This is a genomic window from Pseudomonas sp. CAN1, from assembly GCF_030462585.1.
Classification (GTDB): domain Bacteria; phylum Pseudomonadota; class Gammaproteobacteria; order Pseudomonadales; family Pseudomonadaceae; genus Pseudomonas.
In genome coordinates this window covers 84,855-97,871 of record NZ_JASMRU010000011.1, presented here as the reverse complement: position 1 = coordinate 97,871, position 13,017 = coordinate 84,855, and the positions used below count along the sequence as shown (strand labels likewise).

Genomic DNA, 13,017 nt, shown 5'->3' with positions numbered 1-13,017 from the left:
GTCTCCATGCATTACGTCACCCCCGATCTGTGCGATGCCTACCCGGAGCTGGTCCAGGTCGTCGAGCCGATGTTCAGCAACTTCGGCGGGCGGGACTCCTTCGGTGGCGAGATCGTCACCATCAAGTGCTTCGAGGACAACTCGCTGGTCAAGGAGCAGGTCGAGAAGGACGGCAAGGGCAAGGTGCTGGTGGTGGATGGCGGCGGTTCGCTGCGCCGCGCGCTGCTGGGCGACATGCTCGCCGAGAAGGCCGCCAAGAGCGGCTGGGAAGGCATCGTGGTGTACGGCTGCATCCGTGACGTCGACGTGATCGCGCAGACCGACCTGGGCGTGCAGGCGCTGGCCAGCCACCCGATGAAGACCGACAAGCGCGGCATCGGCGACCTGAACGTCGCGGTGACCTTCGGCGGCATCACCTTCCGCCCGGGCGAATTCGTCTATGCCGACAACAACGGCATCATCGTTTCGCCTAAAGCGTTGAAAATGCCGGAATAATTCGAACCTTCCAGTAAAAGACCGGGTCAATGCCGGAAGCGAAAGCTTCCGGCATTTTTCATGGGGCCTCGCGCTGGCGATCCTGAACGAAGGAATTGGGCATGCAGCAGTACGAAAGCGGCACGGAACGCGGACTGATCGATGGCTTCGTGCTGGACGGTCACGGCGGTGGCCGGCGGATCAATCGCAGCGAACTGCCGCTACTGGATCTGAAGCCGGAAGAGAGCCTCTGGGTCCACTGGGATCGCGGCGTGCCTGAGGCCCAGAGCTGGCTGCGCGAATCCAGCGGGCTGAACGAGTTCGCCTGCGACCTGCTGCTGGAGGAGGCGACCCGTCCGCGCCTGGTGGACCTGGGTGGCGAGCGCCTGCTGCTGTTCCTGCGCGGGGTCAACCTGAACCCCGGGGCGGTGCCGGAGGACATGGTCTCTCTGCGCGTCTACGCCGAATCGCAGCGGGTGATCTCCCTGCGTCTGCGTCCGCTCAAGGCGGTGGCCGACCTGCGCGCCGACCTGGATGCCGGAACCGGCCCGAAGACCGCCTCGGAAGTGGTGCTGTACCTGGCGCACTACCTCACCGACCGCGTCGACACCCTGATCGGCGGGCTGGCCGACCAGCTCGACGCCATGGAGGAGGCGATCGAGGAAGACGAGCGCAGCATTCCCGATCAGCACCAGCTGCGCACGTTGCGCCGCCGTGCGGCGGGGCTCCGCCGCTACCTGGCGCCGCAGCGGGAAATCTATTCGCAGATGATCCGCTACAAGGCGTCCTGGACGGTGGCCGACGACGCCGACTACTGGAACGAACTGTACAACCGCCTGACCCGCAACCTGGAAGAGCTGGAGCTGGTGCGCGAGCGCATCAGCCTGATCCAGGAAGCCGAACATCGTCGAATCACCGAGCGGATGAACCGCACCATGTACCTGCTTGGTATCATTACCGGCTTTTTCCTGCCCATGAGCTTCGTGACCGGGCTCCTGGGCATCAACGTCGGCGGCATTCCCGGCTCCAGCGCACCCTACGGCTTCGCCGTGGCCTGCCTGGTGATCCTCGGGATAGTGGCTTTCCAATGGTGGATCTTCCGCCGTATGCGTTGGCTCTAGGTGTGACTTTTGAGGTGCTGGGGGCGTCTAGCACCTCACACAGGCGAGGTGCGCATGCACGACCCATTTGAAGAATCCTTGCGTGATCTGCTGCGAATGCCCCCGGAACAACCGGGCGACGATTCGCGTCTGGATCGCGTGCTCAAGACCGCCAACCGCCAGGTCGGCGCCGGTGATCTGTTCAGCCTGATGGGGCACTGGTTCCAGGCCCTGTCCATTGGCGTGAGCCGTGGCGCCGCACACCTTGCACCCGTCTCGCGCCACGCGCAGAATTCCGCCCCTTCCGCTGACAAGGCCGATTGAACATGCAATTCGACATCTGGACGCAAAGCCTGCTCACCGCCATGAACACCCTGTGGGGCAAGCTGGCCGGGTTCATTCCGAACCTGCTCGCCGCGCTGGTGATCGTGCTGCTCGGCTTCGTCGTCGCCAAACTGCTCGACGCGCTGCTGTCCAAGCTGCTCGCCAAGCTCGGCCTGGATCGCCTGATGGCCGGTACCGGCCTGACCAAGCTGCTGGCCCGCGCCGGCATCCAGGTGCCCGTGTCGACACTGATCGGCAAGATCATCTACTGGTTCGTGCTGCTGGTATTCCTGGTTTCCGCTGCCGAATCCCTCGGCCTGCAGCGCGTCTCGGCCACCCTCGACATGCTCGCGCTGTACCTGCCGAAAGTCTTCGGCGCGGCGCTGGTGCTGATCGTCGGCATCCTGCTCGCCCAGCTGGCCAACAGCCTGGTGCGCGGCGCCGCCGACGGCGTCGGCCTGGAGTACGCCAACGGCCTGGGCCGCGTCGCCCAGTGGCTGGTCATCATCATCAGTATCTCGGTGGCCATCGGCCAGCTCGAGGTCAAGACCGATCTGCTCAACTACATCATCGCCATCGTGCTGATCACCATCGGTCTGGCTGCCGCGCTGGCGCTGGGCCTGGGCAGCCGCGAGGTAGCGGGGCAGATCATTGCCGGTATTTACGTCAGGGAGCTGTATCAGGTCGGACAGCAGGTGAAAGTGGCTGATATCGAAGGCATCATCGAGGAAATTGGTACCATCAAGACTATCCTGCTGACAGACGAGGGTGAGCTGGTGTCGATCGCCAACCGCATCCTGCTCGATCAGCGTGTAACCAGTCGCTGAAGATGATGACCGATTGCCGGTACGGCTTCACGAAAGCCGCGCCGGACGCTGACTTGACCTGGCCCGACCCGACTTGAACAAGCCGCAATCACTGTCCTTGCGCTATGACCCGCGCCAGCTCACCGACGAGGAGCTGGTGGAGCGTTCTCACGAGGAGCTGTACCACGTGACACGGGCCTACGAAGAGCTGATGCGCCGTTACCAGCGCACGCTGTTCAACGTCTGTGCGCGCTACCTGGGCAACGACCGGGACGCCGATGATGTGTGTCAAGAGGTCATGCTCAAGGTGCTGTATGGTCTGAAGAACTTCGAAGGAAAGTCGAAGTTCAAGACCTGGCTGTACAGCATCACTTACAACGAGTGCATTACCCAATATCGGAAGGAACGGCGCAAACGCAGATTGCTCGATGCGCTGAGTCTGGATCCAGTCGAGGAAGCCTCTGAAGAGAAGGCGCCGAAAGTCGAAGAGCGAGGTGGACTAGACCGCTGGCTAGTTCATGTCAATCCCATTGATCGGGAAATCCTCGTGCTTCGATTTGTTGCAGAACTGGAGTTCCAGGAGATCGCCGACATCATGCATATGGGGCTAAGCGCCACCAAGATGCGCTACAAACGTGCACTCGATCGAATGAGAGAAAAGTTTTCCAATGTGACGGAATCTTAGTCTGGGAAATATTGTCTCTCTGTTTGGGAAGTTCTGATAAACTTGCCACCCAAGTTGTACGGCCTATGGTTTGACAACTTATTGACCACCAAGATGGGGATTTAACGGATGAAACTGAAGAACACCTTAGGCGTCGTAGTTGGCTCGCTGATCGCCACCGCCGCTGTCAATGCGTTCGCTCAAGGCCAGGGCGCTGTCGAAGTAGAAGCTTTCGGCAAGCGCTACTTCACCGACAGCACCCGCAACATGAAGAACGCTGACCTGTACGGCGGCTCGGTTGGCTACTTCCTGACCGACGACGTCGAGCTGGCTCTGTCCTACGGTGAGTACCACGACGTTCGTGGCACCTACGAGACCGGCAACAAGAAGGTCCATGGCAACCTGAGCACTCTGGACGCCATCTACCACTTCGGTACCCCGGGCGCTGGCAACCTGCGTCCGTACGTCTCGGCTGGTGTCGGCCACCAGAGCCTGACCAACATCAACTCCGACAACGGCAGCCGTCAGAACCTGACCATGGCCATGGTCGGTACCGGTCTGAAGTACTACTTCACCGAAAACTTCTACGCTAAAGCCAGCCTCGACGGCCAGTACGGCCTGGAGAAGCGTGACAACGGTCACCAGGGCGAGTGGATGGCTGGCCTGGGCGTCGGCATGAACTTCGGCGGCGGCGCCAAGCCGGCCCCGGCTCCCGAGCCGGTTGCTGAAGTCTGCTCCGACTCCGACAACGATGGCGTCTGCGACAACGTCGACAAGTGCCCGAACACCCCGGCCAACGTCACCGTTGACGCCAACGGCTGCCCGGCTGTTGCTGAAGTCGTTCGCGTTCAGCTGGACGTGAAGTTCGACTTCGACAAGTCCAAGGTCAAAGAGAACAGCTACGCTGACATCAAAAACCTGGCTGACTTCATGAAGCAGTACCCGTCCACTTCCACCACCGTTGAAGGCCACACCGACTCCGTCGGCACCGACGCCTACAACCAGAAACTGTCCGAGCGTCGTGCCAACGCCGTTCGTGACGTACTGGTCAACGAGTACGGTGTTGAAGGCGGCCGCGTAAACGCTGTTGGTTACGGTGAGTCCCGTCCGGTTGCTGACAACGCAACTGCCGAAGGCCGCGCTGTTAACCGCCGCGTAGAAGCCGAAGTAGAAGCCCAGTCCAAGCAGTAATCGGTCTGAGCTCCTGAGAAAAACCCGGCCTAGGCCGGGTTTTTCTTTGCCTGCTGGAAAGTGAGATTCAGGCGCTGCGGGCCAGGACCGCCTGTTGCGCAGCGGCGGCGACTTCGCCGATCACCAGGATCGCCGGGCTCTTCAGGGCAAAGCGCTGGGCGTCTTCCAGCATGTCGCCCAACCGGCTGCGATATTCGCGTTGGGCGGGCAGGGAAGCGTTCTCGATCATCGCTACCGGCGTGCCAGCAGCCATGCCGCCGTCGAGCAGGCCGTCGCGGATCTCCGCCAGTCTCGCCACGCCCATGTACACCACCAGCGTCGTACCGCCTTCGGCCAGGCCGCGCCAGTTCAGCGGACTGTCGTCTTGGGTGTGCGCGGTTACCAGGGTCACGCCCCGGCTGACGCCGCGCAGGGTCACGGATATCCCGCACTGAGTCGCTGCTGCCAGCCCGGCAGTGATGCCGTTGACCAGCTCGCAATTGATGCCGCGCGCAGTGAGCCAGTCGGCCTCTTCGCCGCCTCGGCCAAAGATGCACGGGTCGCCACCTTTCAGGCGTGCCACGCGGCGCCCCTGGCGGGCGTAGCGCAGCATCAGGCGGTGGATGAACTCCTGCGGTGTGGAGCGGCAGCCGCCGCGTTTGCCGACAGAGATCACCCGCGCGCCAGGGCAGTGCTCCAGTACCGCCGGATTCACCAGGTCGTCGATCAGCACCACGTCGGCCTGGGCCAGGGCGCGAACGGCCTTCAGGGTCAGCAATTCCGGGTCGCCGGGGCCGGCACCGATCAGCCAGACTTTTCCACTCATGTCGTTCTCCTCAGGCTGCCGTCTTCGCGGCTTGATTCAGGCAGTAGCGGCCAGCGGCTTCTGCGCCAGCAGGCGCTTGATTTCCGGTACGCAGGAGCCGCAGGCGGTCCCGCACTTGAGTTCGCATTTGAGGCCTTCCAGGTCCAGCCCCTTGTCGATGCCAGCCTGGATGCGGCTCTGGCTGACGTTCAGGCAGTTACACAGGGTCTTGTCCGCTGCCGCGCCGGCTTTACCTGGGGCGGCACTGAGCGGGGCGAGCAGCCAGCGGCGCAGCTCCTGGTCGGCGCGGCCCTCCTTCCACAACTCACGCAGCCAGGCGCGGGCGGCGGTTTCGCCGGCCAGGCGCAGCGCGACGATTCGCGATTGTTCGATGCGCACGCGTTTGCCGACGGTGCGGCGCGGGTCGTCGTAGGCCATGACCGGGCCGTCGGAAAGGTCGAGCAGGGCGTCGATGCGGGCCAGCCATTCCGCGCTGGGTGCTTCCGGGTGCGCCGCGCGGATCACCAGGGCCGGGCGCTCGCGGCCGATGGGGCTGAAGCTCGCGTAGCGCAGGTCTTCGAACAGCGGGCGCAGGGCGTCGAAGCGCTTTTGCACATCACCCTCCACCAGGGCGAAGAACTGCCAGGGCAGTTCGATGCGGCTGACTTCCACGGTGGCGTGTTTCAGTTCGGGCTGGCGTGACAGCGGGTCCACCGCTGGCAGGGTGAGCACGTTGATGCCCAGGCCCTTGAGGAAGCGGTCGCCCCAGTGCATCGGCAGGAAGGCCTGGCCGGGGCGCAGGCGCTCGTCGGCCTGCACTGGCAGCACCAGTTCGCCACGGCGGCTGTGCAGGCGCACCAGTTGGCCGTCGCGCAGGCGCCGGCGGCGCAGTTCGTCCGGGTGCAGGCCGAGCACGGCTTCTTCCACGTGGCCGAACAGCTGCGGCGCGGTGCCGGTGCGGGTCATGCCGTGCCACTGATCGCGCAGGCGGCCGGTGTTGAGGATCAGCGGGTAGCGCGCGTCGCGCTTCTCCTTCGGCGCGCGGTAGGGCTCGGCGATCAGCCGGGCGCGGCCATTGGCGGTGGGAAACTGGCCGTCGCCGTACAGGCGCTCGGTGCCTTGGGAGGCGCCGGTGCGGAAGGGCCATTGCTGCGGGCCGCGACTGTCCAGCAGCGCGTAGTCGATGCCGGAAAGATCGAGGTCGCGCTCGCGGGTCAGCAGTTTGTATTCGTCGAACAGCGCGGACGGCGAGTCGAAGTCGAACAGGCTGGGTTTGCCGGGGCGCAGGCGTTGCTCCAGGCGCCGTGCGAAGTCGCAGGCGATGCTCCAGTCCGCCCGCGCCTCGCCGATGGCGGGGATGGCGCGGCGCACGTGGCTGATGCGGCGTTCGGAGTTGGTCACCGTGCCTTCCTTTTCGCCCCAGCTCGCAGCCGGCAGCAGCAGGTCGGCGTACTGGCAGGTCTCGCTGGTGCTGAAGGCTTCCTGGACGATGACGAGGGGGCAGGCGGCCAGGGCTTCGCGCACGCGGGTCTGGTCCGGCAGCGATTGGGCCGGGTTGGTGCAGGCGATCCACAGCGCCTTGATGCGCCCGTCGTGGACCGCATCGAAGAGCTCGATGGCACTGAGGCCGGGATTCTCCGGCAGCTGTTCGACGCCCCAGCAAGCAGCCACCTCGGTACGGTGTTCGGCGTTGGCCGCCTCGCGGTGGCCGGGCAGCAGGTTGCACAGGCTGCCGGTCTCGCGGCCGCCCATGGCATTGGGCTGGCCGGTGAGGGAGAAGGGGCCGGCGCCCGGACGGCCGATCTGCCCGGTAGCCAGGTGCAGGTTGATCAGCGCGCTGTTCTTCGCGCTGCCGGCGCTGGACTGGTTCAGGCCCATGCACCACAGCGAGAGGAAGGACGGCGCCTGGCCGATCCATTGGGCCGCGCGTTGCAGGTCATCCACGGCGATGCCGCAGATTTCTGCCACGGCCAGCGGGCCGTAGTCGCGCACCAGGGCCTTGAGTTCATCCAGGCCGTCGGTGTGGGCGTCGATGAAGGCGCGGTCGATCCAGCCTTCCCAGAGCAGGATGTGCAGGATGCCGTGGAACAGCGCGACGTCGGTGCCGGGCAGGATCGCCAGGTGCAGGTCGGCCGCCTCGGCGGTGTCGGTGACGCGCGGGTCGATGACGATCAGCTTCATTTCCGGGCGCCGCGCGCGGGCTTCTTCCAGGCGGCGGAACAGCACCGGGTGGGCGTAGGCCATGTTGCTGCCGGCGATCATCACGCAGTCGCTCAGCTCGATGTCCTCGTAGCTGCAGGGCGGCGCGTCGGCGCCGAGGCTGCGCTTGTAGCCGACCACCGCCGAGGACATGCACAGGCGCGAATTGCTGTCGATGTTGTTGGTGCCGACCAGGGCACGGGCCAGCTTGTTGAAGGCGTAGTAGTCCTCGGTGAGCAACTGACCGGAGACGTAGAAGGCCACGCTGTCCGGCCCGTGCTCGCGAATGGTTTCGGCGAAGACGCCGGCGGCATGTTCCAGCGCGGTGTCCCAGTTGGTGCGAGCGCGGGACAAACCCTTGCCCAGGCGCAGCTCCGGGAATTGCGCGCGGGCGTCCGCATCGCCGGTGAGGTGCAGGGTCGAACCCTTGCTGCACAGGCGGCCGAAGTTGGCCGGATGCTGCGGGTCGCCCTGCACGCCGAGGATGCGCTCGTCGTCGTGCTCGATCAGTACGCCGCAACCCACGCCGCAGTAGCAGCAGGTGGATGCGGTGGTGCGACGGTCGTGGGTCATGGCGCAGCCTCGTCGTGGATCAGCAGCAGGGGAATCAGGCGCAGTGGGCGAGGTTGTCGCGCAGGGCCAGCAGCACGCGGCCATCCTCGACCTTCGCCTCGTGGCGATGGGCGCAGCCCTGGTCGGGGGCCACGGCCTCGCCGCTGGCCAGTTCGATCTGCCAGTTGTGCAGCGGGCAGGCCACGCGCTTGCCGTAGATCAGCCCCTGGGACAGCGGGCCGCCCTTGTGCGGACAGCGGTCGTCGAGGGCGAAGACCTCGTCATCGGAAGTGCGGAAGATCGCGATGTCGCCCTTGGGGCCGGCGATGACGCGCGAGCCCAGCGGGTTGATGTCGTCCAGGGCGCAGATGTCGAACCAGTTCATGGGGTGTCTCCGGCAATCGGGTGGCAGGGGCTAGATAGCAGGGCCCCGGTGTCGGGGCCCGGCGGGCATTCAGGCGGGTTCCAGCTGGGTCAGGGGAATCCGTTCGAATTCCTTCTTCAGCGGCTGCTGGGCTATGCGTTCCTGCCACGGGTCCTGCTCCAGCGACAGAGCGAATTGCAGGCGGGCGTTGAGCGCCTGGCGGTTGTCCGCGTCTTCCAGCACGGCCTTGCGGATGCGCTCCATGCCGACGCGCTGCAGGTAGTGCACGGTGCGTTCGAGGTAGAAGGCCTCCTCGCGGTAGAGCTGGAGGAAGGCGCCGCTGTACTCGCGGACTTCGTCGGAGGTCTTGAGCTTGACAAAGAACTCCGCCACCTCGGTCTTGATCCCGCCGTTGCCGCCGATGTACAGCTCCCAACCAGAGTCCACGCCGATGATGCCGATGTCCTTGATGCCGGCCTCTGCGCAGTTGCGCGGGCAGCCGGAGACCGCCAGCTTGACCTTGTGCGGCGACCACATGTTGAACAGGTCGTGCTCCAGGTCGATGCCCAGCTGGGTCGAGTTCTGCGTGCCAAAGCGGCAGAACTCGCTGCCGACGCAGGTCTTCACGGTGCGGATGGACTTGCCGTAGGCGTGCCCGGAGGGCATGTCCAGTTCCTTCCAGATGGCCGGCAGGTCGTCTTTCCTGATGCCCAGCAGGTCGATGCGCTGGCCGCCGGTGACCTTGACCATGGGCACCTGGTACTTGTCGGCGACGTCGGCGATGCGCCGCAGTTCGGCGGCGTTGGTGACGCCACCCCACATGCGCGGGACCACCGAGTAGGTGCCGTCCTTCTGGATGTTGGCGTGGGCGCGCTCGTTGATCAGGCGCGACTGCGGGTCGTCCCTGGCTTCGCCCGGCCAGGTGGAGATCAGGTAGTAGTTCAGCGCCGGGCGGCAGGTGGCGCAGCCGTCCGCGGTGCGCCAGTCCATGAAACGCATGGCGCTGCTCAGGGTGATCAGGTGATGGTCGCGGATCGCCTGGCGCACCTGGCCGTGGTTGAGGTCGCTGCAGCCGCAGATGGCTTTTTCGCTCTTGGGCTTCACGTCCGCCGCGCCGCCCACGGTGCTGATCAGGATCTGCTCCACGAGCCCTGCGCAGGAGCCGCAGGAGCTGGCGGCCTTGGTGTGCTTCTTCACCTCGTCGACGCTGAACAGGCCGTTCTCCTGGATCGCCTTGACGATGGTGCCCTTGCACACGCCGTTGCAGCCGCAGACTTCCGCGGTATCCGGCATGTTCGCCGCGCTGCTCTGGCCCTGGTGGCCGGTATCGCCAACGCTGCTCTCGCCAAACATCAGGTGGTCGCGGATTTCGCCGACGTTGTGGTTCTCGCGGATCTGCCGGAAGTACCAGCCGCCGTCGGCGGTGTCGCCGTAGAGGCAGGCGCCGACCAGCACGTCGTCCTTGATCACCAGCTTCTTGTACACGCCGCCGATGGGGTCGGAGAGGGTGATGGTCTCGGTACCTTCGCCGCCCATGAACTGGCCGGCGGAGAACAGGTCGATGCCGGTGACCTTGAGCTTGGTGGAGGTCACCGAGCCCTGGTAGCGAGCAAAGCCGAGCATCGCCAGGTGGTTGGCGCAGACCTTGGCCTGCTCGAACAGCGGTGCCACCAGACCGTAGGCGATGCCGCGGTGGCTGGCGCATTCGCCCAGGGCGTAGATGCGTGGGTCGTAGGTCTGCAGGGTGTCGTTGACCAGGATGCCGCGGTTGCAGGGCAGGCCGGTCTTCTCCGCCAGTTCGGTGTTGGGGCGGATGCCGGCGGCCATCACCACCAGGTCGGCGGCGATCACTTCGCCATCCTTGAAGCGGATGGCGCAGACGCGCCCGCTACCGTCGTCGATCAGCTCTTCGGTGTGGGTGTTCAGGCGGAACCCGATGCCGCGCGCTTCCAGCGCTTCCTGCAGCAGCTTGCCGGCGGTGCGGTCCAGCTGGCGTTCCAGCAGCCAGTCGGAGAGGTGCACCACGGTGACGTCCATGCCGCGCAGCTTGAGGCCGTTGGCCGCTTCCAGGCCGAGCAGGCCGCCGCCGATGACCACCGCGTGGCTGTGGGTGCCGGCAGTGTCGATCATGGTCTGGGTGTCGGCGATGTCGCGGTAGCCGATCACGCCCTGCAGGCGGCTGCCCGGCACCGGCAGGATGAAGGGGTTGGAGCCGGTGGCGATCAGCAGGCGGTCGTACTCGGCCTCGGTGCCGTCTTCGGCGTAGACCTTGCGGCGATGACGGTCGATGCGGCTGACCTTGCGGTTGAGCAGCAGGCGGATGCCGTTCTCGCTGTACCAGTTGAGGTCGTTGAGGACGATGTCCTCGAAGGCCTGCTCGCCGGCCAGTACGGGGGAGAGCAGGATGCGGTTGTAGTTGGGGTGCGGCTCGGCGCCGAACACGGTGATGTCGTAGAGGTCCGGTGCGATCTTCAGCAGTTCTTCGAGGGTGCGCACACCGGCCATGCCGTTGCCGATCAGTACGAGCTTGAGCTTTTTCATGTCAGTGCTCCGTCACGCAATCGCGGAAAACAAAAAAGGCGTCCCGCCGGTTACCCAGCGAGGACGCCTTTGTCCAAGTCCCGATCGATCGGGAAGTGCGAGCCTCTTCGTTGAGGGCCGCGCTTTTGTAGATTGTTGCCAGGGTCATTGCAGGGGCTGTGCCAACTTGCTTGAGCCCCGGTTTGCAGGGCTTTCAGCCGGCCGGCCCGGCGGATCGGCGTGATCGCTGCACTGCGCTGATGCGCTGCGAACCGAACTGGTGCGCCTTCAGCCCCCGTGCAGCAGCCAGAGCAGCAGCCCCAGGTTGATCGCCAGCGAGGCCAGCGCGACGCCGCGCCAGACCCGCAGCGGCTCGCGTTCCAGCAAGGGACGCGGGCGCGCCGGGGCCTGCCGTTCGCCTTGCTCCAGGGCAAGCAGGCATTCCTCGGCGGTTTCGAAGCGCTGTTGCGGCTGGGCGGCGATCAGTTTCGCCAGCCAGTCGTCGAGCCAGGCCGGTACGTCCGGGCGATAGCGGCTGGCCGGGGTGGCCGTGCCGAAGCGCGGATGCTGGAAGGCTTCGATCTCGCCGTAGGGGTAGTGCCCGCAGAGCAGGCGGTAGAGGGTGACGCCGGCCGCGTAGAGGTCCTGGCGGGCGTCCGGCGCCGCGCCCTGGAAGGATTCCGGGGCGAGGTAGCTCGGGGTGCCGGGCAGGTCATGCGGGTCCTCCTGTGACAGTCCGGGGCAGTAGGCCAGGCCGAAGTCCAGCAGGCGCAGCTCGCCGTCGGCGGCCCAGTGCAGGTTCTCCGGTTTGATGTCGCGGTGCAGGATGTTGCGCCGGTGCAGCTGGCCCAGACCGCGCAGCTGGCGCTGGGCGAGGTCCTGCCAGTCGGGCAGGTTCAGCGGGCCGTTGAGTTTCAGGTGCTGGTCCAGCGTCTGCCCTGGATACTCGCGCATCACGTAATACAGGTGTTGGCGTTGCGGCAGGCTGTGCAGCTCGGGGAAGTAGCGGCCCTGCACGCGGCGCAGGAACCACTCCTCCAGCAGCAGCGCCTGGGCGGCCTCCGGGGAGTCGCGCAGCGCCGGCGGCAGGGTCTTGAGCAGCCAGGGGCGATTCTGCCGGTCGCGTACGCGGTAGATCAGCGATTGGCGGGACTGGGCCAGCTTGCCTTCGATCTGCCAGCCTTCGAAGTCCTGGCCGTCCCGCAGGGCAGGCGGCGCAGGCCAGTGGTCGAGCTGGGCAAGGGCATCGCCGAGGCTCGCCGGCGGCAGTTCGTCCACCTGCAGCAGCAGGGCGCTGGCGTTGTCCTGGCTGCCGGCCAGGTGGGCGGCGCTGACCAGTGCGTCGGCACAGGCCTGTAGGCTTTGCGCGTCCTCCAGCAGGCGCTGGATGGCGCTGTCGCCCAGGGCCCCCCAGATGCCGTCGCTGACCAGCAGGAAGCTCTGCCCGGCCTCCAGCTCGCCGTCGCAGTAGTCCACTACCAGGTGCTGGTCGAGGCCCAGCGCGCGCTTGAGCACGTGCTGCATGCCGGGCTGTTCCCACACGTGGTCCTGGGTCAGGCAATCCAGTTGCCCGGCTTGCCAGCGGTAGAGGCGGCAGTCGCCGACGTGGGCAAGGGTGAAGCGCCGGCCGCGCAGGACCAGCGCGGTGAGGGTGGTGAGCAGTGGCTGGCCGCCGCCGTTGGCCTGCAACCAGCGGTTCTGCGAGAGCAGCAGGCGGTCGAGGGCCTGGGCGACGGCCCAGGTCTCGGGGGTGGCGTAGTAGTCGGCGGCCAGCGCCTGCAGGCTCAGGCGCGCGGCCAGACCGCCATCGGCGCAATGGCTGACGCCGTCGGCGATGGCGAACAGGTGCCCCTTGCTGGCGGCCAGCCCGGCGGGCGGGGTGACCACCCGCAGGGCGTCCTGGTTCTCAGCGCGCGGGCCGGTGGCGCTGGCCTGGGCGAAGGAAAGCTGCAAGGTCATCGCGGCCACCTGTAGGAGCGAGGGGGACGCCATCGTTGTTGCTCGCGAACTGATTTCCAGGCGACTTCGGTGTCGAGCGG

The 13,017-nt window shown here is 66.0% G+C and carries 11 protein-coding genes; 6 read left to right on the top strand and 5 right to left on the bottom strand.

What is annotated here, in order from left to right; genetic code table 11:
- Positions 1–6 precede the first annotated feature (6 nt).
- The 6 genes from rraA (at position 7) to QO207_RS16570 (ending at position 4,559) form a co-directional block, all read left to right on the top strand.
- Positions 7–495, top strand: coding sequence for a ribonuclease E activity regulator RraA (rraA, locus tag QO207_RS16595; RefSeq protein ID WP_024765711.1), 489 nt, complete (start codon positions 7–9; stop codon positions 493–495).
- A gap of 101 nt (positions 496–596) precedes the next feature.
- Complete coding sequence (locus tag QO207_RS16590; protein WP_301533443.1) at positions 597–1,595, top strand: zinc transporter ZntB; 999 nt, start codon at positions 597–599, stop codon at positions 1,593–1,595.
- Between the two features lie 54 nt (positions 1,596–1,649).
- Positions 1,650–1,898 carry a hypothetical protein gene (locus QO207_RS16585; protein ID WP_017516812.1) on the top strand — a complete coding sequence of 83 codons (249 nt, stop codon included), beginning with the start codon at positions 1,650–1,652 and terminating at the stop codon, positions 1,896–1,898.
- Positions 1,899–1,900: 2 nt separating this feature from the next.
- On the top strand, positions 1,901–2,725 hold the full coding sequence (locus QO207_RS16580; protein ID WP_301533442.1) for a mechanosensitive ion channel domain-containing protein: 825 nt from the start codon (positions 1,901–1,903) through the stop codon (positions 2,723–2,725).
- Positions 2,726–2,798: 73 nt separating this feature from the next.
- Complete coding sequence (sigX, locus tag QO207_RS16575; RefSeq protein ID WP_045208526.1) at positions 2,799–3,389, top strand: RNA polymerase sigma factor SigX; 591 nt, start codon at positions 2,799–2,801, stop codon at positions 3,387–3,389.
- Between the two features lie 108 nt (positions 3,390–3,497).
- Positions 3,498–4,559, top strand: coding sequence for an OmpA family protein (locus tag QO207_RS16570; RefSeq protein WP_253451715.1), 1,062 nt, complete (start codon positions 3,498–3,500; stop codon positions 4,557–4,559).
- Between the two features lie 67 nt (positions 4,560–4,626).
- On the opposite strand, the gene cobA is transcribed toward QO207_RS16570, so the two are convergent.
- The 5 genes from cobA to QO207_RS16545 all read right to left on the bottom strand — a co-directional run bounded on the left by cobA (position 4,627) and on the right by QO207_RS16545 (position 12,937).
- Complete coding sequence (gene cobA / locus QO207_RS16565; RefSeq protein WP_301533441.1) at positions 4,627–5,364, bottom strand: uroporphyrinogen-III C-methyltransferase; 738 nt, start codon at positions 5,362–5,364, stop codon at positions 4,627–4,629.
- A gap of 36 nt (positions 5,365–5,400) precedes the next feature.
- On the bottom strand, positions 5,401–8,115 hold the full coding sequence (locus QO207_RS16560; protein ID WP_301533440.1) for a nitrate reductase: 2,715 nt from the start codon (positions 8,113–8,115) through the stop codon (positions 5,401–5,403).
- Between the two features lie 34 nt (positions 8,116–8,149).
- On the bottom strand, positions 8,150–8,479 hold the full coding sequence (gene nirD / locus QO207_RS16555; RefSeq protein ID WP_301533439.1) for a nitrite reductase small subunit NirD: 330 nt from the start codon (positions 8,477–8,479) through the stop codon (positions 8,150–8,152).
- Positions 8,480–8,548: 69 nt separating this feature from the next.
- A complete protein-coding gene (nirB, locus tag QO207_RS16550) occupies positions 8,549–10,999 on the bottom strand; it encodes a nitrite reductase large subunit NirB (protein ID WP_301533438.1) in 2,451 nt (816 codons plus the stop codon).
- Positions 11,000–11,266: 267 nt separating this feature from the next.
- On the bottom strand, positions 11,267–12,937 hold the full coding sequence (locus QO207_RS16545; RefSeq protein WP_301533437.1) for a bifunctional protein-serine/threonine kinase/phosphatase: 1,671 nt from the start codon (positions 12,935–12,937) through the stop codon (positions 11,267–11,269).
- Between the last annotated feature and the right edge of the window lie 80 nt (positions 12,938–13,017).

Excerpts from the sequence above, each read along its gene's own strand:
- QO207_RS16545 (WP_301533437.1), bottom strand. The coding sequence starts at position 12,937 with ATGACCTTGCAGCTTTCCTTCGCCCAGGCCAGCGCCACCGGCCCGCGC.
- nirB (WP_301533438.1), bottom strand. The coding sequence starts at position 10,999 with ATGAAAAAGCTCAAGCTCGTACTGATCGGCAACGGCATGGCCGGTGTG.
- QO207_RS16580 (WP_301533442.1), top strand. The coding sequence starts at position 1,901 with ATGCAATTCGACATCTGGACGCAAAGCCTGCTCACCGCCATGAACACC.
- rraA (WP_024765711.1), top strand. The coding sequence starts at position 7 with ATGCATTACGTCACCCCCGATCTGTGCGATGCCTACCCGGAGCTGGTC.
- QO207_RS16570 (WP_253451715.1), top strand. The coding sequence starts at position 3,498 with ATGAAACTGAAGAACACCTTAGGCGTCGTAGTTGGCTCGCTGATCGCC.
- QO207_RS16560 (WP_301533440.1), bottom strand. The coding sequence starts at position 8,115 with ATGACCCACGACCGTCGCACCACCGCATCCACCTGCTGCTACTGCGGC.
- cobA (WP_301533441.1), bottom strand. The coding sequence starts at position 5,364 with ATGAGTGGAAAAGTCTGGCTGATCGGTGCCGGCCCCGGCGACCCGGAA.
- QO207_RS16585 (WP_017516812.1), top strand. The coding sequence starts at position 1,650 with ATGCACGACCCATTTGAAGAATCCTTGCGTGATCTGCTGCGAATGCCC.
- nirD (WP_301533439.1), bottom strand. The coding sequence starts at position 8,479 with ATGAACTGGTTCGACATCTGCGCCCTGGACGACATCAACCCGCTGGGC.
- QO207_RS16590 (WP_301533443.1), top strand. The coding sequence starts at position 597 with ATGCAGCAGTACGAAAGCGGCACGGAACGCGGACTGATCGATGGCTTC.